Genomic DNA, 19208 nt, shown 5'->3' with positions numbered 1-19208 from the left:
GAGGAGCGCCGGTATCCTCTCCGAACAGCCGCATTCTCCGCCGGACCATGCGCGCCGGACGACATATAAGGACGATCGTGCTCATTGCCGGGTTCCCCGCCGGAGCCTGGGGGACCAATTGCTATCTGGTCGCCCCCGCCGCGGGTGAGGAGTGCGTGATCATCGACCCGGGCCACCAGGCCGCCCCAGGGGTCGAGGAAGCGGTCAGGAAGCACCGTCTCAAGCCCGTCGCGGTCATCCTCACCCACGGGCACATCGACCATGTCGCCTCCGTCGTCCCGGTGTGCGGCGCGCATGACGTACCGGCGTGGATCCACCCCGCCGACCGCTACATGATGAGCGACCCGGAGAAGTCCCTCGGCCGTTCGATCGGGATGCCGCTCATGGGCGAGCTGACGGTCGGCGAGCCGGACGACGTGCGGGAGCTCACCGACGGCGCCGGGCTGGCGCTGGCGGGCCTGGAGTTCACCGTCGCCCACGCGCCCGGCCATACGAAGGGGTCGGTGACCTTCGCGATGCCCGAGGCCGCGGACATTCCGCCGGTCCTCTTCTCGGGCGATCTGCTCTTCGCCGGCTCCATCGGACGCACCGACCTGCCCGGCGGTGACCACGGAGAGATCCTGGCGTCGCTGGGCCGCGTGTGCCTGCCGCTCGACGACTCGACCGTGGTGCTCTCCGGCCACGGCCCCCAGACGACCATCGGCCGGGAGCGCGCCACCAACCCGTATCTCCGGGACGTGGCCACCGGCCAGGGAGACGGCACGCACGCCGCTCCGCGACGAGGAATGTGAAACACCGATCTCCATGAGCACTTTCCAGGCACCCAAGGGCACCTACGACCTGATCCCGCCCGTCTCGGCGACCTTCCTCGCCGTACGCGAGGCGATCGCCGCGCCGCTGAAGAACTCCGGCTACGGCTATGTCGAGACGCCCGGATTCGAGAACGTCGAGCTGTTCGCCCGCGGCGTCGGCGAGTCCACCGACATCGTCTCCAAGGAGATGTACGCCTTCGAGACCAAGGGCGGCGACAAGCTGGCCCTGCGCCCCGAAGGCACCGCCTCCGTCCTGCGCGCCGCGCTGGAGGCCAACCTCCACAAGGCCGGCAACCTCCCGGTCAAGCTCTGGTACTCCGGCTCGTACTACCGCTACGAGCGCCCCCAGAAGGGCCGCTACCGCCACTTCTCCCAGGTCGGCGCCGAGGCGATCGGTGTCGAGGACCCCGCGCTCGACGCCGAGCTGATCATCCTCGCCGACCAGGCGTACCGCTCGCTGGGCCTGCGGAACTTCCGCATCCTCCTCAACTCGCTGGGCGACAAGGAGTGCCGCCCCGTCTACCGCGAGGCCCTTCAGGGGTTCCTGCGCAGACTCGACCTGGACGAGGAGACGCGCCGCCGGATCGAGATCAACCCCCTGCGGGTCCTCGACGACAAGCGCGCCGACGTGCAGAAGCAGCTCGTCGGGGCGCCGATGCTGCACGACTACCTGTGCGACGCGTGCAAGGCGTACCACGAAGAGGTACGCGAGCTGCTGACCGTCCAGGGCGTCGCCTTCGAGGACGACGAGAAGCTCGTCCGCGGCCTCGACTACTACACCCGCACCACCTTCGAGTTCGTCCACGACGGCCTCGGGGCGCAGTCCGCGGTGGGCGGCGGCGGCCGGTACGACGGGCTCTCGGAGATGCTGGGCGGCCCCGCGCTCCCGTCGGTCGGCTGGGCGCTCGGCGTAGACCGTACGGTACTGGCGCTGGAGGCCGAGGGCGTCGAGCTGGACATCCCGCCGGCCACCAGCGTGTACGCGATCCCGCTCGGCGAGGAGGCGCGCCGGAAGCTGTTCGGCGTCGTCACGGAGCTGCGCGCGGCCGGCGTCGCGACGGACTTCGCGTTCGGCGGCCGGGGCCTCAAGGGCGCCATGAAGTCCGCGAACCGCTCGGGCGCGCGTTACACGCTCGTCGCGGGGGAGCGGGACCTTGAGGAGGGCGTCGCCCAGCTCAAGGACATGGAGAGCGGCGAGCAGACGGCGATCGCGCTCGACACCCTGGTGGCCGAGGTGACCCGGCGGCTCGGCTGAGCCCGACGCTCCTGCCGGAGCGCCTTTATCCCCGGCGAACGCCGGTCGCGGGAGCCTGTACGGCAGAATGAGCCTGCCCGTACAGGCCCCTCAGCGATGGAACGGCGATATGACGAGTGCAGCGGTTGACGACGTCTCCTCCGACCGGGACGGCGGGAAGGTCCCCGGCACGGTCGGCGGCGGACGGGCGCTGGCCCTGCTCCTGGTGGTCACGGGTGCGGCGGGGCTGCTGGCCGCGTGGGTGATCACGATCGACAAGTTCAAGCTGCTGGAGGACCCGGACTTCACGCCGGGGTGCAGTCTGAATCCGGTGGTGTCCTGCGGCAACATCATGAAGAGCGCGCAGGCGTCGGTGTTCGGTTTCCCCAACCCGATGCTGGGCCTGGCCGCTTACTCCGTGGTCATCGCCATCGGGATGGGGCTGTTGGCCGGGGCCCGTTACCGGGGCTGGTTCTGGCTGGGGCTGAACGCGGGGACGCTCTTCGGCGTCGGGTTCTGCACCTGGCTCCAGTACCAGTCGCTGTACAGCATCAACTCGCTCTGCCTCTGGTGCTGCCTGGCGTGGGTCGCGACGATCCTGATGTTCTGGTACGTCACCGCCCACAACGTCCGTCACCGGACACTGCCGGCCCCCGCCTGGCTGCGCGGCTTCTTCGCCGAGTTCACCTGGGTCCTGCCGGCCCTGCACATCGGGATCATCGGGATGCTGATCCTGACCCGCTGGTGGGACTTCTGGACGAGCTGACCGCCCGGCCCGACCCGGGCGTTGACGGCGTTGTCAGTGCTGTCAACGCTGTCAGTGCTTGTCAGGGGGGTGGCATAGGCTTTCACGCGTGGAGCCCGACCTCTTTACCGCAGCCGCGGAAGACCGCCAGGAGAAGGACCCGTCCGCCAGCCCGCTGGCCGTACGGATGCGTCCCCGTGTCGTCGACGAGGTCGTCGGCCAGAAACATCTGCTGAAGCCGGGATCCCCGCTGCGCCGGCTGGTGGGCGAGGGCAGCGGCGGTCCCGCCGGCCCCTCGTCCGTGATCCTCTGGGGCCCGCCGGGCACCGGAAAGACGACCCTCGCCTATGTCGTCTCCAAGGCCACCAACAAACGCTTCGTCGAGCTGTCGGCGATCACCGCGGGCGTCAAGGAGGTCAGGACCGTCATCGACGGGGCGCGGCGCGCCTCCGGCGGCTTCGGCAAGGAGACGGTCCTCTTCCTCGACGAGATCCACCGCTTCAGCAAGGCCCAGCAGGACTCCCTGCTGCCCGCGGTGGAGAACCGCTGGGTGACGCTGATCGCCGCCACCACGGAGAACCCGTACTTCTCGGTGATCTCCCCGCTGCTCTCCCGCTCCCTGCTGCTCACGCTGGAGCCGCTCACGGACGAGGACCTGCGCGCCCTGCTGCGGCGCGCGCTCACCGAGGAGCGCGGCCTCGGAGGCGCTGTCACCCTGCCCGAGGACGCCGAGGCGCATCTGCTGCGCATCGCGGGCGGCGACGCCCGGCGGGCGCTGACCGCGCTGGAGGCGGCGGCCGGCGCCGCGCTCGCCAAGAGCGAGCGGGAGATCACCCTCCTGACGGTGGAGGAGACCGTCGACCGCGCGGCGGTGATGTACGACCGGGACGGCGACCAGCACTACGACGTGGCGAGCGCCCTCATCAAGTCGATCCGCGGCTCCGACGTGGACGCGGCGCTGCACTATCTGGCCCGGATGATCGACGCGGGGGAGGACCCCCGCTTCATCGCCAGACGGCTGATGATCTCGGCGAGCGAGGACATCGGCCTCGCCGATCCGACCGCACTGCCGATCGCGGTCGCCGCCGCCCAGGCCGTGGCCATGATCGGCTTCCCGGAGGCCGCCCTCACGCTCAGCCACGCCACCATCGCGCTGGCCCTCGCCCCCAAGTCCAACGCCGCCACGATGGCGGTCCAGGCGGCCCTGGAGGATGTGAAGAAGGGGTTGACGGGGCAGGTCCCGGCGCATCTGCGGGACGGCCACTACAAGGGCGCGGCCAAACTCGGCCATGCCCAGGGCTACATCTATCCGCACGACGTCCCGGGCGGGATCGCGGCCCAGCAGTACGCACCGGAAGCGGTGCGCGACAGGCGTTACTACGAGCCCACGCGGTACGGCGCGGAAGCGCGCTACGCGGACGTGGTCGACAAGGTGCGCGAGCGGCTGCGCGGCGACTCCGGCTGAGACCTCCGCGTACCGGATCTCCGCGTACCGGATCCCCGGGTGTGCGCTCCCCGAGACACCCCGCCGTGCTATTGGGCGGCCGCGTCGAAGAGGGTGTGCATCGCGTAGCGCAGCTCGTTGACGTTCCGGACCGGCTCGGGGAAGTCGAAGCGGGCGTCGAAGCACTGGACCCCGGTGAAGCGCACCCGCAGTCCGAAGCGGTCGATCCCGACCGGTACGGCCGCGGTGATGGACGCGGCCTCGGTCCGCTCGCCGAGCAGCCCGCGCAGGGACTGGACCTCGGCGCTGTGTGCGGAGTGGAGGTGCTGCAGCAGCTCCGCCTCGTGCTCGACCAGCGGGTCGGGGGTCGCCTGCACGAAGTCCTCGGGCTCCACGGACTCGGCGCCCCACAGGTCGTCCACGCACGCCTCGCCGACCTCCAGGCGCAGCGTCATCCGGCCGGCGTCCGCCAGGTCGGGTTCGCGGGTGAGCCAGCCGGAGAGCCAGGCCCGGCCGCGGATACGGTGGGGTACGGAGACGGGCGCCACGTCCGTGAGCTCCAGTACCGCGGTGAGTTCGTCGTCCTGTGCGTGGGTGGCGGCCCGTACCGCGGGGGAGTCCGAGGGGAAGACGAGGAACACCTCGCCGTCCGGGCCCACGGACCGTACGTCGGGCATGAGCTGGTAGGGCCTGGCCCCGTCCAGGCCCGGGATGAGCAGCACCGCCGAGCATGTACCCTGTACGAGAGTTCGTGTGCGTTCGGCTGCTGACGGCATCCGATCGATTTCAAGCCCGCTGGGACGCGGCTGACCATGAGCTGATCGGACCTCCGTCGATTCGTCGCTCTCCGCGCCGAGCTTGTCTGTGATGTCTGTGATGCGCGTGGTGTTCCCAGGGCGAGACATGCGATCTCCTTAAGTAAGGTGAGCCTAACCTAACCTACAACGGAGGTCTGGAGAACGTGCCTAACCAGTCGCGTCCCAAGGTCAAGAAGTCACGTGCGCTCGGTATCGCGCTGACGCCCAAGGCTGTCAAGTACTTCGAGGCCCGTCCTTACCCGCCGGGTGAGCACGGTCGTGGACGCAAGCAGAACAGTGACTACAAGGTCCGTCTGCTGGAGAAGCAGCGCCTGCGCGCCCAGTACGACATCAGCGAGCGCCAGATGGCCCGCGCCTACGACCGCGCCAAGAAGGCCGGCGGCAAGACGGGCGAGGCCCTGGTCGTCGAGCTGGAGCGCCGTCTCGACGCGCTCGTCCTGCGGTCGGGCATCGCCCGCACCATCTACCAGGCCCGTCAGATGGTCGTGCACGGTCACATCGAGGTCAACGGCGGCAAGGTCGACAAGCCGTCGTTCCGTGTCCGTCCCGACGACGTCGTGATGGTCCGCGAGCGCAGCCGTGAGAAGGTCCCCTTCCAGGTCGCCCGCGAGGGTGGCTACGACACGGACGGCGAGACCCCGCGCTACCTCCAGGTCAACCTGAAGGCGCTGGCGTTCCGCCTGGACCGCGACCCGAACCGCAAGGAAATCCCGGTCATCTGCGACGAGCAGCTCGTCGTCGAGTACTACGCCCGCTGACCCGGACGCGGTAGCTCCACCACGCTTCAGCCCGCCGTCTCCCCGCCCCTCGTGGCCGGAGAGCCGGCGGGCTTTCGCGTGGGCCTCCGCACCGCCCCGCGCGCCGCTAATCCGGTACGGGGCCGGGCCCTCGGCGCGATAGGGTCGGAGGACGACTTTCCAGTCGCCTGGCAGTTGTCAGTTCCGTCGCCGCCCCAGGTGTCAGCGACCTTTCAGTTGTCAGCGACCTTCGACGATCAGGGAGCGGTGCGGCGTGACCGGTGGAGAGGTTGCCGGAATCCTGGTGGCCGTGTTCTGGGCCATCCTGGTCTCCTTCCTGGCCGTGGTGCTGGTGAGGCTGGCGCAGACGCTCAAGGCGACCACCCGGCTGGTGGCGGACGTCACCGAACAGGCCGTCCCCCTGCTCGCGGACGCGTCCGCGACGGTCCGCTCCGCGCAGACCCAGCTCGACCGGGTCGACGCCATCGCGTCGGACGTCCAGGAAGTCACCTCCAACGCCTCGGCGCTCTCCACCACGGTCGCCTCGACGTTCGGCGGCCCCCTCGTCAAGGTCGCGGCGTTCGGCTACGGCGTACGCCAGGCCATGGGACGCCGGGGCGCCCCCGACGCAGGGAGCGAGCCCGCGGAGCGGGCCACCCGCCGTACGGTCGTCGTCGGCCGTACGCTCCCCGCCGCCCGGTTCCGGAAGAAGAAGGGCTGACCGCAGCGATGTTCCGCCGTACGTTCTGGTTCACCGCGGGCGCCGCCGCCGGCGTCTGGGCCACCGCCAAGGTCAACCGCAAGCTCAAGCAGCTCACCCCGGAGAGCCTCGCCGCCCAGGCGGCGAACAAGGCGATCGACGCCGGGCACAAGGTCAAGGAGTTCGCCGTCGACGTCCGCTCCTCCATGGTGCGGCGCGAGGCCGAACTCGGCGAGGCGCTGGGCCTGGACGCACCCGCGGACCACGCGCTGCCCGCCCCGCGGCGGCTCGCCGCGATCGACCGCCCCCGGACCACGCACTCCTACAACCCGCACAACCGGAATGAGGACCACTGATGGAGTCGGCTGAAATTCGTCGCCGCTGGCTGAGCTTCTTCGAGGAGCGCGGTCACACCGTCGTCCCTTCGGCGTCGCTCATCGCGGACGACCCGACTCTGCTGCTGGTCCCGGCGGGCATGGTGCCCTTCAAGCCGTACTTCCTCGGCGAGGTCAAGCCTCCGTACGACCGCGCCACCAGCGTGCAGAAGTGCGTCCGCACCCCGGACATCGAAGAGGTCGGCAAGACCACCCGGCACGGCACGTTCTTCCAGATGTGCGGCAACTTCTCCTTCGGCGACTACTTCAAGGAAGGCGCCATCACCCTCGCCTGGGAGCTGCTGACCAGCTCCGTGGCGGACGGCGGCTACGGACTCGACCCGGAGCGCCTGTGGGTCACCGTCTACCTGGACGACGACGAGGCCGAGCAGATCTGGCGCGAGAAGATCGGCGTCCCCGCCGAGCGCATCCAGCGCCTCGGCAAGAAGGACAACTACTGGTCCATGGGCGTGCCGGGCCCCTGCGGCCCCTGCTCGGAGATCAACTACGACCGCGGCCCCGAGTTCGGCGTCGAGGGCGGCCCCGCCGTCAACGACGAGCGCTACGTGGAGATCTGGAACCTGGTCTTCATGCAGTTCGAGCGCGGCCCCGGCGAGGGCAAGGACGACTTCCCGATCCTCGGCGAGCTGCCCTCCAAGAACATCGACACCGGCCTCGGCCTCGAACGTCTCGCCATGATCCTCCAGGACGTACAGAACATGTACGAGACCGACACCCTGCGGGTCGTCATGGACAAGGCCACCGAGCTGACGGGCGTACGGTACGGCGCCGACCACGGCTCGGACGTCTCGCTGCGCGTGGTCGCCGACCACATCCGTACGTCCACGATGCTCATCGGCGACGGCGTCACCCCCGGCAACGAGGGACGCGGCTACGTACTGCGCCGCATCATGCGCCGCGCCATCCGCAACATGCGCCTCCTCGGCGCCACCCAGCCGGTCGTCGCCGAGCTGATCGACGTGGTCATCAGGACCATGGGCGAGCAGTACCCGGAGCTGGAGACCGACCGCAAGCGCATCGAGACCGTCGCCCTCGCCGAGGAGGCCGCCTTCCTCAAGGCCCTCAAGGGCGGCACGAACATCCTCGACACCGCCGTCACCGAGACCAAGGCCGCCGGCGGCCGGGTGCTCCCCGGCGACAAGGCGTTCCTGCTCCACGACACCTGGGGCTTCCCCATCGACCTCACCCTGGAGATGGCCTCGGAACAGGGCCTCTCCGTGGACGAGGACGGCTTCCGGCGGCTCATGAAGGAGCAGCGGGAGCGGGCCAAGGCCGACGCCAAGGCCAAGAAGTCCGGCCACGCCGACCTCTCCGCCTACCGCTCGGTCGCGGACACCAGCGGCTCCACCGAGTTCACCGGCTACACCGCCACCGAGGGCGAGTCGACCGTCGTCGGCCTGCTCGTCGACGGGGTGCCCTCGCCGGCCGCCACCGAGGGCGACGACGTCGAGATCGTCCTCGACCGCACACCGTTCTACGCCGAGGGCGGCGGCCAGCTCGCCGACCAGGGCCGGATCCGGCTCGACAGCGGCGCCGTCGTCCAGATCCGCGACGTCCAGCAGCCGGTCCCCGGTGTCTCCGTACACAAGGGAACGGTGCAGGTCGGCGAGGTGACGGTGGGCGCCTCCGCCTACGCCGCCATCGACCTGACCCGCCGCCGGGCCATCGCCCGCGCCCACAGCGCCACCCACCTCACCCACCAGGCCCTGCGTGACGCCCTCGGCCCGACGGCCGCCCAGGCCGGTTCCGAGAACTCCCCGGGCCGCTTCCGCTTCGACTTCGGCTCGCCCGCCGCCGTACCCGGCACGGTGCTCCTCGACGTCGAGCAGAAGATCAACGAGGTGCTCGCCCGGGAGCTGGACGTCCAGGCCGAGGTCATGTCGATCGACGAGGCCAAGAAGCAGGGCGCCATCGCCGAGTTCGGCGAGAAGTACGGCGAGCGGGTCCGCGTCGTCACCATCGGCGACTTCTCCAAGGAGCTGTGCGGCGGCACGCACGTCCACAACACCGCCCAGCTCGGCCTGGTGAAGCTGCTCGGCGAGTCGTCGATCGGCTCCGGGGTCCGGCGTATCGAGGCCCTGGTGGGTGTGGACGCGTACAGCTTCCTCGCCAAGGAGCACACCGTCGTCGCCCAGCTCCAGGAGCTGGTCAAGGGCCGCTCCGAGGAGCTGCCCGAGAAGATCGCGGGCATGCTCGGCAAGCTGAAGGACGCCGAGAAGGAGATCGAGAAGTTCCGCGCGGAGAAGGTGCTCGCCGCCGCCGCCGGACTGGCCGGCTCCGCCAAGGACGTACGGGGCACCGCCCTGGTCACCGGGCAGGTCCCGGACGGCACCTCCGCCGACGACCTGCGGAAGCTGGTCCTCGACGTGCGTGGCCGGATCAGCGGCGACCGGCCGGTGGTCGTCGCCCTGTTCACCACGGCGGGCGGACGCCCGCTGACGGTCATCGCCACCAACGAGGCCGCCCGCGGGCGCGGGCTCAAGGCCGGTGACCTGGTGCGCACCGCCGCCAAGACCCTCGGCGGCGGTGGCGGCGGCAAGCCGGACCTCGCCCAGGGCGGCGGCCAGAACCCGGAGGCCATCGGGGACGCCGTCGCCGCCGTCGAGCGCCTCGTCGCCGAGACGGCCTGAGGCCGGCGCCGGATGAGCGCCATGCGCAGAGGACGCCGGCTCGCGGTCGACGTCGGGGACGCCCGGATCGGGGTCGCCTCGTGCGACCCCGACGGGATCCTCGCCACGCCGGTGGAGACCGTGCCGGGACGCGACGTCCCGGCCGCCCACCGGCGGCTGCGGCAGATCGTCGAGGAGTACGAACCCGTCGAAGTGCTGGTCGGGCTGCCGCGCTCCCTCAACGGGGGCGAGGGGCCCGCCGCCGCGAAGGTACGTGTGTTCGCCCAGGAGCTCGCACGGGGGGTCGCCCCCCTGCCGGTACGACTGGTCGATGAGCGAATGAGCACAGTGACGGCCAGTCAGGGACTGCGCGCTTCGGGCGTTAAGTCCAAGAAAGGGCGGTCCGTTATCGACCAAGTGGCGGCAGTTGTCATCCTCCAGGGCGCGCTGGAGGCCGAACGGGTATCAGGTAATCCTCCCGGCGAGAGCGTCGAAGTGGTCATCTGATCGCGGTACGGTAACGTTCCGCGCGATGCGGCGGTGTTCGAACAGCCGCCGCACAGCAAAGAGGCGAAACGGACGCCGTGCCACTGAGCTCAGCGGTCACGCCTCGCGGCTCAAGGGGATCGATGACTGACTATGGCCGGGGCCCGGGCCCCGAACCGTGGCACCCTGGGGACCCTCTCTACGGAGACCCGGGGTGGGCGGCACAGCAGGCCACCGACGGCAGCGGCTCCTCCTACGGAGGACAGCAGCAGTACCCGCAGCAGCCGCAGGCCCAGGCGCAGGCGCAGTACGGGGCGGCGCAGGACCCGTACCAGCAGCAGTACCAGCCGCAGCACCCTCAGTACCAGGGCGGCCGGCCCGAGTACGGTGCGCAGCAGTACGGCGACCAGCAGTACGGGACGCAGCAGCAGCCTCAGCACCCCCAGCAGCAGTACGGGGAGCAGCGGTACGCGCCGCAGCAGGCCCCGCAGCAGTACGGCGATCCGCAGTACAACGACCCGCAGTACAACGGCGGTTGGGACAACGGCCAGCAGGCCGAGATGCCGTACGGGGCGAACTCCTCGGCCCCCTACGCGGGCGAGTACGGCACCTACGCGGAGAACCACGACCAGTACGGCACCCCGGACGCCTACCCGCCCCCGCAGCCCCCCGGCCTGCGCCAGGCCGAGCCTGAACCCCAGGCGGAACCCGAGCAGGCCGAGGCCGCCGAGGACGCGCCGGAGAAGGAGACGCACCCCTTCTTCACCGGTGAGGGCGGCGACGACAAGGACGACGACGCGGGCACGGGCCGCGGCGGCGGGGGCCGCGAGCGCCGGGGCAAGACGAAGAAAAAGAAGAGCCGCAACGGCACCGCCTGCCTCGTCGTCGCCGTGGTCTTCCTGGGCGGCGCCGGTGGCATCGGCTATGTCGGCTACCAGTTCTGGCAGAGCAAATTCGGCCCCCCGCCGGACTTCGCGGGCGCGGGCTCCGGCGATATCGAGGTGGAAATCCCCTCGGGGGCCGGTGGATACGAGATCGGTGCCATTCTGGTGAAGAACGGCGTGGTGAAGAGCCAGCGCGCCTTCGTCGCCGCACAGAACCAGAATCCCAAGGGGAATACCATCCAGGCGGGCGTCTACATTCTCGGCAAGGAGATGTCGGCGCGGAACGCGGTCACGAAGATGCTCAGCCCGAGCAGCAGGAACGCGCTGATCTTCCCCGAGGGCAAGCGCAACGAGTTCGTCTACGAGCAGATCGACAAACGGCTCGGACTCAAGAAGGGCGAGACCGCGGCCATCGCCAAGGCGCAGGCGAAGAACCTGGGCCTGCCGAAATGGGCCAACGACAACAAGGGCATAAAGGATCCGCTGGAGGGCTTCCTCTTCCCGGCGAGCTACCCGGTCGCCAAGGGAACGAAACCGGAGAACGTCCTCAAGAAGATGGTCGCCCGCGCCAAAGCCGAATACGAGAAGCAGGACATCGAGGCCGAGGCGAAGAAGCTGAAGCTGAGTTCGCCGCTCCAACTGCTCACCATCGCGAGCCTCGTGCAGGCGGAGGGCAAGTACAAGCACGACTTCGACAAGGTCGCCCGCGTCGTCTACAACCGCCTGCAGCCGGAGAACACCGAGACCGTCGGGCGTCTCGAATTCGACTCCACCGTCAACTACATCAAGGCCCAGAGCAGACTGGATCTCGGTGCGGTCGACGACCTGCGCAGGATCAAGGACCCGTACAACACCTACGACATCAAGGGCCTTCCGCCCGGGCCCATCGGAAACCCGGGTGCCGACGCCCTGCACTCGTCGATCAACCCGGCGGAAGGCCCCTGGTACTACTTCGTCTCGGTGACCTCGGACAAGACGCTCTTCGCCGTCACCAATGAGGAGCACGAGGAGAACCGCCAGGAGTACGAGAGGGAAGCCAAGAAACAGTGATGTCACATCGGCGGGCGGCGGTCCTCGGATCGCCCATCGCTCACTCCCTCTCCCCGGCGCTGCACCGCGCCGCGTATGCGGAGCTCGGCCTGAGCCAGTGGACGTACGACCGTTTCGAGGTGGACGAGGCCGGGCTGCCCGGCTTCCTCGAAGGGCTGCGGGGCGATCCCGCCTGGGCGGGGCTGTCGCTGACCATGCCGCTCAAACGGGCGGTCATCCCGCTGCTGGACGAGGTCACCGACACCGCGGCCTCCGTGGAGGCGGTGAACACCGTCGTCCTCGGCGACGACGGGCGGCGCACCGGTGACAACACCGACATCCCCGGCATGATCGCCGCCCTGCGTGAGCGGGGCGTGGAGAAGGTGGAGTCCGCGGCGATCCTGGGGGCCGGGGCGACCGCGTCGTCCGCCGTCGCCGCGCTCTCCCGTATCTGCACGGGTCCGGTCACCGCGTACGTACGGACCAAGGCGCGCGCCGCCGAGATGCGCGGCTGGGGCGAACGCCTCGGGGTCGACATCAGGATCGCCGACTGGGCGGAGGCCGACCGGGCGCTGCACGCGCCGCTGGTGATCGCCACCACCCCGGCGGGCACCACCGACGCCCTCGCCGACGCGGTCCCCGAGGCGGCCGGCACGCTCTTCGACGTGCTGTACGAGCCGTGGCCGACGGCGCTCGCCTCGGCCTGGGCGCGGCGCGAGGGGGCTCTGGTGAGCGGACTCGACCTGCTGGTCCACCAGGCGGTGCTCCAGGTGGAGCTGATGACGGGGCGCTCGCCCGCGCCGCTCGCCGTGATGCGGGAGGCGGGCGCCGCGGCGCTCGGCTGAGCCGTACCGCGCCGGGGCGCCCCGGCGCGGTGGTGGTCCGCTCCGCGGACCGCTGCCCGCCGCTGATCCCCGCCGTGGGAGAATCGGACATGGCGGGCCAGGGCCGCGCACCCGGTCGCGCCGTTGTCGTCCCAGGCGCGAGTATGAGGAGCACCGTTGAGCAGGTTGCGCTGGCTGACCGCGGGGGAGTCCCACGGACCCGCACTCGTGGCGACGCTGGAGGGTCTTCCCGCCGGTGTGCCCATCACCACGGAGATGGTGGCGGACCACCTGGCCCGGCGCCGCCTCGGCTACGGCCGCGGTGCTCGGATGAAGTTCGAGCAGGACGAGATCACCTTCCTCGGCGGTGTACGGCACGGCCTGACCATGGGCTCGCCCGTCGCGATCATGGTGGGCAACACCGAGTGGCCCAAGTGGGAGCAGGTCATGTCGGCCGATCCGGTCGACCCCGCCGAGCTGGCCAAGCTGGCCCGTAACGCCCCGCTGACCCGCCCCCGGCCCGGTCACGCGGACCTCGCGGGCATGCAGAAGTACGGCTTCGACGAGGCCCGTCCCGTCCTGGAGCGCGCCAGCGCCCGGGAGACCGCCGCGCGGGTCGCGCTCGGCGCCGTGGCGCGCTCGTACCTGAAGGAGACGGCCGGGATCGAGATCGTCTCCCACGTCGTCGAGCTGGCCGCGGCCAAGGCCCCCTACGGGGTCTACCCGGAACCCTCCGACGTGGCGAAGCTGGACGCGGACCCGGTGCGCTGCCTGGACGCCGACGCGAGCAAGGCGATGGTCGCGGAGATCGACCAGGCCCACAAGGACGGCGACACCCTCGGCGGCGTCGTCGAGGTGCTGGCGTACGGCGTGCCGGTCGGGCTCGGTTCGCACGTCCACTGGGACCGCAGGCTCGACGCCCGGCTCGCCGCCGCGCTCATGGGCATCCAGGCCATCAAGGGCGTCGAGGTCGGCGACGGCTTCGGGCTCGCCCGGGTGCCGGGCTCGCAGGCGCACGACGAGATCGTCCCGACCCCCGACGGCATCCGGCGCGCCTCCGGCCGCTCGGGCGGCACCGAGGGCGGGCTGACCACCGGTGAGCTGCTGCGCGTACGGGCCGCGATGAAGCCGATCGCGACCGTGCCGCGCGCGCTGGCCACTGTCGACGTGGTCACCGGCGAGGTGACCAGCGCCCACCACCAGCGCTCCGACGTGTGCGCCGTGCCGGCCGCCGGCATCGTCGCCGAGGCCATGGTCGCGCTGACCCTCGCGGACGCGGTCGCGGAGAAGTTCGGCGGCGACAGCGTCACGGAGACCCGTCGCAACGTCACCTCGTACCTCGACAACCTCCAGATCCGATGAGCACCCCGGACCCGGCGAGCGGGCCGGGGAACGGGCCGGCCGTCGTGCTCGTCGGCCCCATGGGCGTCGGCAAGTCCACCGTCGGTGAACTGCTCGCCGCGCGGCTCGGTACCGCCTTCCGCGACAGCGACGCCGACATCGTCGCCGCCCAGGGACGGTCCATCGCCGAGATCTTCGTGGACGACGGCGAGACGCACTTCCGCGGGCTGGAGCGCGAGGCGGTACGGCGCGCGCTCCACGAGCACACCGGGGGCGTTCTCGCGCTCGGCGGCGGCGCGATCCTCGACGACGCCACCCGCGCGGAGCTGACCGGGCTGCCGGTCGTCTACCTCTCGATGGAGGTCGGCGAGGCGGCCCGGCGCACCGGGCTGAACACGGCGCGCCCGCTGCTGGCCGTCAACCCCCGCCAGCAGTGGAAGCTGCTGATGGAGGGGCGCCGTCATCTGTACACGGAGGTGGCCCGGGTCTCCGTCGCCACCGACGACCGCACGCCCGAAGAGGTCGTGGACGCCGTCCTCGACGCGCTGGAGCTCACCTCCCCTCCGGCGCAGGAGCTCAGGATCCCCGGCACGACCCCCGGCAAGGAGAACCCCGTATGACGGAGCAGGCAGTCACCCGTATCCAGGTCGGCGGCACCGCGGGACACGACCCGTACGAGGTGCTGGTCGGCCGGCAGCTCCTGGGCGAGCTGCCCGCCCTGATCGGGCCGCGGGTCCGGCGGATCGCCGTCATCCACCCCGAGGCGCTGGAGGGGACCGGTGAGGCGCTGCGCGCCGACCTCGCCGAGCAGGGGTACGAGGCCGTCGCGATCCAGGTGCCGAACGCCGAGGAGGCGAAGACCGCCGAGGTCGCCGCGTACTGCTGGAAGGCGCTCGGGCAGACCGGCTTCACCCGCAGCGATGTGATCATCGGCGTGGGCGGCGGAGCCACCACAGACCTGGCCGGATTCGTCGCCGCGACCTGGCTGCGAGGGGTGCGCTGGATCGCCGTACCGACGACCGTGCTCGCCATGGTCGACGCGGCCGTGGGCGGCAAGACGGGCATCAACACCGCCGAGGGCAAGAACCTCGTCGGCGCCTTCCACCCGCCCGCCGGGGTGCTCTGCGACCTCGCCGCGCTGGACTCCCTGGGCGTCAACGACTACGTCAGCGGCATGGCGGAGATCATCAAGGCGGGGTTCATCGCGGACCCGGCCATCCTGGAGCTGGTCGAGTCCGACCCGCAGGGCGCCCGTACGCCCGCGGGGCCGCACACCGCCGAGCTGATCGAGCGTTCGATCCGGGTCAAGGCCGAGGTCGTCTCCAACGACCTCAAGGAGTCCGGCCTGCGGGAGATCCTGAACTACGGCCACACCCTGGCGCACGCCATCGAGAAGAACGAGCGCTACAAGTGGCGGCACGGCGCGGCCGTCTCCGTCGGCATGGTCTTCGCCGCCGAACTGGGGCGGCTGGCCGGCCGGCTCGACGACGCGACCGCCGACCGGCACCGCGCCGTACTGGAGTCCGTCGGCCTTCCGCTGACCTACCGCGGCGACCAGTGGCCCAAGCTGCTGGAGACGATGAAGGTCGACAAGAAGTCCCGCGGCGACCTGCTGCGCTTCATCGTGCTCGACGGCCTCGGCAAGCCGACCGTGCTGGAGGGCCCGGACCCGGCGGTGCTGCTCGCCGCGTACGGGGAGGTGTCGGCGTGACCCGTCGGGTCCTCGTCCTCAACGGGCCCAACCTGGGCCGCCTCGGCTCGCGCGAACCCGATGTGTACGGGGAGACCTCGTACGCCGGGCTGGTGGACGCCTGCCGGACGCTCGGCAAGGAGCTGGGGCTCGACGTCGACGTACGGGAGACGAACGACGAGGGCGAGCTGATCCGCTGGCTCCACGAGGCCGCGGACGGCGCCGTGCCGGTCGTCCTCAACCCGGGCGCGTTCACCCACTACTCGTACGCGATGCGGGACGCGGCGGCCCAGCGCACGGCGCCGCTGATCGAGGTGCACATCTCGAACCCGTACGCGCGCGAGGAGTTCCGGCACACCTCCGTGGTCGCGGCCGTCGCCAGCGGTACGGTCGCGGGCTTCGGCATCGGCTCGTACCGGCTCGCGCTGCGCGCCCTCGCGGAGGAGCTGACCGCCTGACGGGGCGCCCCCGGCGCCCCTCACGCGTCCCGGCCGTTCCCACGGGGACGGCCGGGGGCGGTACCGTTCGGTAGCGCGGCCCGCGGGGCCGCCGACAGCGTCAGTCGCACGAGACGGAGTGGCACCGGATGCAGCACTCAGTGGGGGCTCCGTTGCCGCCTCCCCAGGGACCGGGGCACGGAACCGGATGGGCCCCCGGGACACCGGGCGTCCATCAGACACCGGGCGTCCACCCGGCGCACGGAGCGCACCCGGCACAGGGGGCGCACCAGGCGCATGGAGCGCACCCGGCACAGGGACCTCAGCCGGTGCAGGGATCCCACCAGCCCCCTGGCGCCCCTCAGCCCTCAGGGCCTCCTGGGCCGCCCCAGCCCCCGGGACAGCCCCCCATTCCCGGGCAGCACCCCGGACCGGCGCACGGGCCCGCACAGGGGCACGGACACGGCCCCGTACCGCCGCCCGGCGCGCCGACCGGACAGCCCCCCGCCGATGTCACCGGACATGTCCGGCTCCCGCCCGGCGGCCCCGTGCCGGTCCCCGCCGCGCCGCCCGCCGACAGCGGTACGGGCACGGCGACCCTCGCCGTCCTGCTCATCGGGCCCGCGGGCGCGGGCAAGACCACCGTGGCCCGGCACTGGGCGAGCAGCCGCCGGGTTCCCACCGCGCACATCAGCCTGGACGACGTACGCGAATGGGTCTGCGCCGGGTTCGCCGACCCGCAGTCCGGCTGGAACGACCACTCCGAGGCGCAGTACCGGCTGGCCCGCCGCACCTGTGGCTTCGCCGCCCGCAACTTCCTCGCCAACGGCATCTCCTGCATCCTCGACGACGCGGTCTTCCCGGACCGCCCGGTCGTCGGACTCGGCGGCTGGAAGCGCCATGTCGGCCCCGGACTGCTCCCGGTCGTCCTGCTCCCCGGTCTGGAGATCGTGCTGGAGCGCAACGCCGAGCGCAGCGGCAACCGCCGGCTGGCGGACGAGGAGGTCGCCGGCATCCACGGCCGGATGGCCGGCTGGTACGGCTCGGGGCTGCCCATCATCGACAACTCCAAGTACGACGTGGAGACCACCGCCCGGGTCCTGGACGACGTCCTGGCCCGCGCCGTGGCCTCCCCGCCGAGCTGGTGAACCGGCCGCCCCGGCGGCCACGGAGGTTCCCCGGTCGGACGCGCTGAACCGGCCGGGTGAGGCGGCCACTCGTACGCTCGGGTCATGTCAGACGTGTATGCGGTCCGCCGCGCGCGGCTGCGTGACCGGTGCGCCGCCGCGGGCAACCCGGCGGCCCTGGTCTCCCGGCCCGCCAACGTCCGCTACCTCGCGGGCGGGGCGCCGCCCGGCGCCGTACTGCTGCTCGGCCCGGACGACGACGACACGCTGCTCTGCCCCCGCCTGCCCGGCCTCGAAGGACCCGAAGGGATCGACGAGCGGCTGCGTCTGACCGCCGTACCCACCAGCGGGGACCCCGCCGTGGCCGCCGCGGGGATCCTCACCCCCTCGTCCGCCGGATCCCTCGCCGTCGAGGAGCACCACCTGACCGTCGCCCGCCACCGGGCCATCGGCGCCGTCGTACCCGGGCTGCGCCTCACCGACCTCGGCTGCGCCGTCGAGCAGCAGCGGATCGTCAAGGACGAGGCGGAGATCGCCTGTCTGCGGATCGCCGCCGAGATCGCCGACCACGCGCTGGGGGAGCTGCTGGAGTCGATCCTGGTGGGCCGCACGGAGCGGCATCTCGCGCTGGAGCTGGAGCGCCGGCTCGTCGACCACGGCGCCGACGGCCCGGCCTTCCCGACCGTCGTGGCCACCGGGCCGCACTCGGGCCGCCCCGGGCACCGTCCCTCGGACCGCCGGGTCGAGGAGGGTGATTTCCTCTCCGTCGGCCTCGGCGCGGACTACCGCGGATACCGGTGTCTCATCGGCCGTACCTTCGTCATCGGAACCTCCCCGGCCGACTGGCAGATCGAGCTGTACGAGCTGGTCTTCGCGGCACAACGGGCAGGTCGGGAAGGTCTCGTGCCGGGCGCGGGCTACCGCGACGTGGACCGCGCGACGCGGCATCCGCTGGAGGCGGCCGGGCACGGCGAGGGGCTCGCACCCCGTACGGGACACGGTGTCGGACTCGAAATCGACGAGGACCCGCAGCTCGCCCCCGCGGCCATGGGTAAACTGGACGCTTGTGTGCCGGTCACCGTCGGACCGGGGGTCCACCTCCCGGGCCGGGGCGGTGTCCGGATCGATGACACGCTCGTCGTCCGCCCCGAGGCGGACGGCGGACCCGAGCTACTCACCATCACGACCAAGGAGCTGCTCGCGCTCTAGTCCGGCGCCTGTGCCCAGGCACGGCCCGCGCCATGGCGCGGGCGCCGCCCGGGTATCCGCCGGGGCGGCGCGCGGCCCTCGGTCGTCCACCTGCTTTCAGTCCAGGAGATTCCGCAACCGTGGCTTCCACGAACGACCTCAAGAACGGCCTGGTGCTCAAGCTCGACGGAGGCCAGCTCTGGTCCGTCGTCGAGTTCCAGCACGTCAAGCCCGGCAAGGGCCCGGCCTTTGTGCGCACCAAGCTGAAGAACGTGCTCTCCGGCAAGGTCGTCGACAAGACCTTCAACGCCGGCGTGAAGGTCGAGGTGGCCACCGTTGACCGCCGCGACATGCAGTTCTCGTACATGGACGGCGAGTACTTCGTCTTCATGGACATGAGCACCTACGACCAGCTCATGATCGACCGCAAGTCGGTCGGTGACGCGGCGAACTTCCTGATCGAGGGCTTCACCGCCACGGTCGCCACGCACGAGGGCGAGGTGCTCTACGTCGAGCTGCCCGCCGCGGTCGAGCTGGTCATCCAGCACACCGACCCGGGCGTCCAGGGCGACCGCTCCACCGGTGGCACCAAGCCGGCGACACTGGAGACCGGTTACGAGATCGGTGTCCCGCTCTTCATCACCACCGGCGAGAAGATCAAGGTCGACACCCGTACGGGCGACTACCTCGGCCGGGTGAACAGCTAAC

At 71.2% G+C, this 19208-nt stretch carries 19 protein-coding genes; 18 read left to right on the top strand and 1 reads right to left on the bottom strand.

Annotated elements, in window-relative coordinates; all coding sequences use genetic code 11:
* Nucleotides 1-77 precede the first annotated feature (77 nt).
* The 4 genes from ACIO3P_RS29065 (at nt 78) to ACIO3P_RS29050 (ending at nt 4256) form a co-directional block, all read left to right on the top strand.
* Nucleotides 78-791 (top strand): MBL fold metallo-hydrolase, encoded by a 714-nt coding sequence (locus ACIO3P_RS29065; RefSeq protein WP_329821677.1) that lies wholly within the window; start codon nt 78-80, stop codon nt 789-791.
* 13 nt (nt 792-804) lie between these two features.
* Entirely contained in the window at nt 805-2067 is a 1263-nt protein-coding gene (gene hisS, locus ACIO3P_RS29060; RefSeq protein ID WP_401854399.1) for a histidine--tRNA ligase, read from the top strand.
* Between the two features lie 109 nt (nt 2068-2176).
* Nucleotides 2177-2812, top strand: coding sequence for a vitamin K epoxide reductase family protein (locus tag ACIO3P_RS29055; RefSeq protein WP_401854401.1), 636 nt, complete (start codon nt 2177-2179; stop codon nt 2810-2812).
* A gap of 88 nt (nt 2813-2900) precedes the next feature.
* Nucleotides 2901-4256, top strand: coding sequence for a replication-associated recombination protein A (locus ACIO3P_RS29050; protein ID WP_329828449.1), 1356 nt, complete (start codon nt 2901-2903; stop codon nt 4254-4256).
* Between the two features lie 68 nt (nt 4257-4324).
* On the opposite strand, the gene ACIO3P_RS29045 is transcribed toward ACIO3P_RS29050, so the two are convergent.
* On the bottom strand, nt 4325-5011 hold the full coding sequence (locus tag ACIO3P_RS29045; RefSeq protein WP_401854404.1) for a DUF2470 domain-containing protein: 687 nt from the start codon (nt 5009-5011) through the stop codon (nt 4325-4327).
* Nucleotides 5012-5196: 185 nt separating this feature from the next.
* Between ACIO3P_RS29045 and rpsD the strand changes: the two genes are divergently transcribed.
* From rpsD to efp, 14 genes are all read left to right on the top strand, one after another.
* The gene (gene rpsD, locus ACIO3P_RS29040) at nt 5197-5811 is read left to right on the top strand and encodes a 30S ribosomal protein S4 (RefSeq protein ID WP_329828447.1); all 615 of its coding nucleotides are present in this window, start codon (nt 5197-5199) and stop codon (nt 5809-5811) included.
* 253 nt (nt 5812-6064) lie between these two features.
* Nucleotides 6065-6511, top strand: a complete 447-nt coding sequence (locus ACIO3P_RS29035) for a DUF948 domain-containing protein (RefSeq protein ID WP_329828446.1) — start codon at nt 6065-6067, stop codon at nt 6509-6511.
* An 8-nt stretch (nt 6512-6519) separates the two neighbouring features.
* Complete coding sequence (locus tag ACIO3P_RS29030) at nt 6520-6846, top strand: DUF6167 family protein (protein WP_329828445.1); 327 nt, start codon at nt 6520-6522, stop codon at nt 6844-6846.
* Nucleotides 6846-9515 carry an alanine--tRNA ligase gene (gene alaS, locus ACIO3P_RS29025; protein WP_401854407.1) on the top strand — a complete coding sequence of 890 codons (2670 nt, stop codon included), beginning with the start codon at nt 6846-6848 and terminating at the stop codon, nt 9513-9515. The genes ACIO3P_RS29030 and alaS overlap by 1 nt, the downstream gene beginning before the upstream one ends.
* 12 nt (nt 9516-9527) lie before the next feature.
* Nucleotides 9528-10001: a Holliday junction resolvase RuvX gene (gene ruvX / locus ACIO3P_RS29020; protein WP_401854409.1), complete on the top strand. Its 474-nt coding sequence runs from the start codon at nt 9528-9530 to the stop codon at nt 9999-10001.
* A 122-nt stretch (nt 10002-10123) separates the two neighbouring features.
* Nucleotides 10124-11914, top strand: coding sequence for an endolytic transglycosylase MltG (gene mltG / locus ACIO3P_RS29015; RefSeq protein WP_401854412.1), 1791 nt, complete (start codon nt 10124-10126; stop codon nt 11912-11914).
* Complete coding sequence (locus tag ACIO3P_RS29010; protein ID WP_401854414.1) at nt 11914-12738, top strand: shikimate dehydrogenase; 825 nt, start codon at nt 11914-11916, stop codon at nt 12736-12738. Before mltG ends, ACIO3P_RS29010 begins: the two co-directional genes overlap by 1 nt.
* Before the next feature lie 156 nt (nt 12739-12894).
* Nucleotides 12895-14079, top strand: coding sequence for a chorismate synthase (gene aroC / locus ACIO3P_RS29005; RefSeq protein WP_329828439.1), 1185 nt, complete (start codon nt 12895-12897; stop codon nt 14077-14079).
* Nucleotides 14076-14678 (top strand): shikimate kinase, encoded by a 603-nt coding sequence (locus ACIO3P_RS29000; protein ID WP_401854416.1) that lies wholly within the window; start codon nt 14076-14078, stop codon nt 14676-14678. The genes aroC and ACIO3P_RS29000 overlap by 4 nt, the downstream gene beginning before the upstream one ends.
* A complete protein-coding gene (gene aroB / locus ACIO3P_RS28995; RefSeq protein WP_329828436.1) occupies nt 14675-15769 on the top strand; it encodes a 3-dehydroquinate synthase in 1095 nt (364 codons plus the stop codon). The genes ACIO3P_RS29000 and aroB overlap by 4 nt, the downstream gene beginning before the upstream one ends.
* Nucleotides 15766-16206 (top strand): type II 3-dehydroquinate dehydratase, encoded by a 441-nt coding sequence (gene aroQ / locus ACIO3P_RS28990; protein ID WP_329828435.1) that lies wholly within the window; start codon nt 15766-15768, stop codon nt 16204-16206. The genes aroB and aroQ overlap by 4 nt, the downstream gene beginning before the upstream one ends.
* Nucleotides 16207-16334: 128 nt before the next feature.
* Complete coding sequence (locus tag ACIO3P_RS28985; RefSeq protein WP_401793195.1) at nt 16335-17333, top strand: AAA family ATPase; 999 nt, start codon at nt 16335-16337, stop codon at nt 17331-17333.
* A gap of 84 nt (nt 17334-17417) precedes the next feature.
* Complete coding sequence (locus ACIO3P_RS28980) at nt 17418-18521, top strand: aminopeptidase P family protein (protein WP_329828432.1); 1104 nt, start codon at nt 17418-17420, stop codon at nt 18519-18521.
* Nucleotides 18522-18640: 119 nt separating this feature from the next.
* Entirely contained in the window at nt 18641-19207 is a 567-nt protein-coding gene (efp, locus tag ACIO3P_RS28975) for an elongation factor P (RefSeq protein WP_329828431.1), read from the top strand.
* Nucleotide 19208: the final 1 nt, after the last annotated feature.

It is taken from the genome of Streptomyces sp. NPDC087310, assembly GCF_044744405.1.
GTDB lineage: Bacteria > Actinomycetota > Actinomycetes > Streptomycetales > Streptomycetaceae > Streptomyces.
Note: the sequence above shows the minus strand (reverse complement) of the source record. Positions and strands in the feature narration are given on the sequence as shown.

What these genes read in the sequence shown, in the direction of transcription:
- hisS (WP_401854399.1), top strand. Translation starts at nt 805, where the DNA reads ATGAGCACTTTCCAGGCACCCAAGGGCACCTACGACCTGATCCCGCCC.
- alaS (WP_401854407.1), top strand. Translation starts at nt 6,846, where the DNA reads ATGGAGTCGGCTGAAATTCGTCGCCGCTGGCTGAGCTTCTTCGAGGAG.
- ACIO3P_RS28980 (WP_329828432.1), top strand. Translation starts at nt 17,418, where the DNA reads ATGTCAGACGTGTATGCGGTCCGCCGCGCGCGGCTGCGTGACCGGTGC.
- ACIO3P_RS29045 (WP_401854404.1), bottom strand. Translation starts at nt 5,011, where the DNA reads ATGCCGTCAGCAGCCGAACGCACACGAACTCTCGTACAGGGTACATGC.
- ruvX (WP_401854409.1), top strand. Translation starts at nt 9,528, where the DNA reads ATGAGCGCCATGCGCAGAGGACGCCGGCTCGCGGTCGACGTCGGGGAC.
- aroB (WP_329828436.1), top strand. Translation starts at nt 14,675, where the DNA reads ATGACGGAGCAGGCAGTCACCCGTATCCAGGTCGGCGGCACCGCGGGA.
- mltG (WP_401854412.1), top strand. Translation starts at nt 10,124, where the DNA reads ATGACTGACTATGGCCGGGGCCCGGGCCCCGAACCGTGGCACCCTGGG.
- ACIO3P_RS29030 (WP_329828445.1), top strand. Translation starts at nt 6,520, where the DNA reads ATGTTCCGCCGTACGTTCTGGTTCACCGCGGGCGCCGCCGCCGGCGTC.
- ACIO3P_RS29010 (WP_401854414.1), top strand. Translation starts at nt 11,914, where the DNA reads ATGTCACATCGGCGGGCGGCGGTCCTCGGATCGCCCATCGCTCACTCC.
- ACIO3P_RS29000 (WP_401854416.1), top strand. Translation starts at nt 14,076, where the DNA reads ATGAGCACCCCGGACCCGGCGAGCGGGCCGGGGAACGGGCCGGCCGTC.
- ACIO3P_RS28985 (WP_401793195.1), top strand. Translation starts at nt 16,335, where the DNA reads ATGCAGCACTCAGTGGGGGCTCCGTTGCCGCCTCCCCAGGGACCGGGG.
- ACIO3P_RS29055 (WP_401854401.1), top strand. Translation starts at nt 2,177, where the DNA reads ATGACGAGTGCAGCGGTTGACGACGTCTCCTCCGACCGGGACGGCGGG.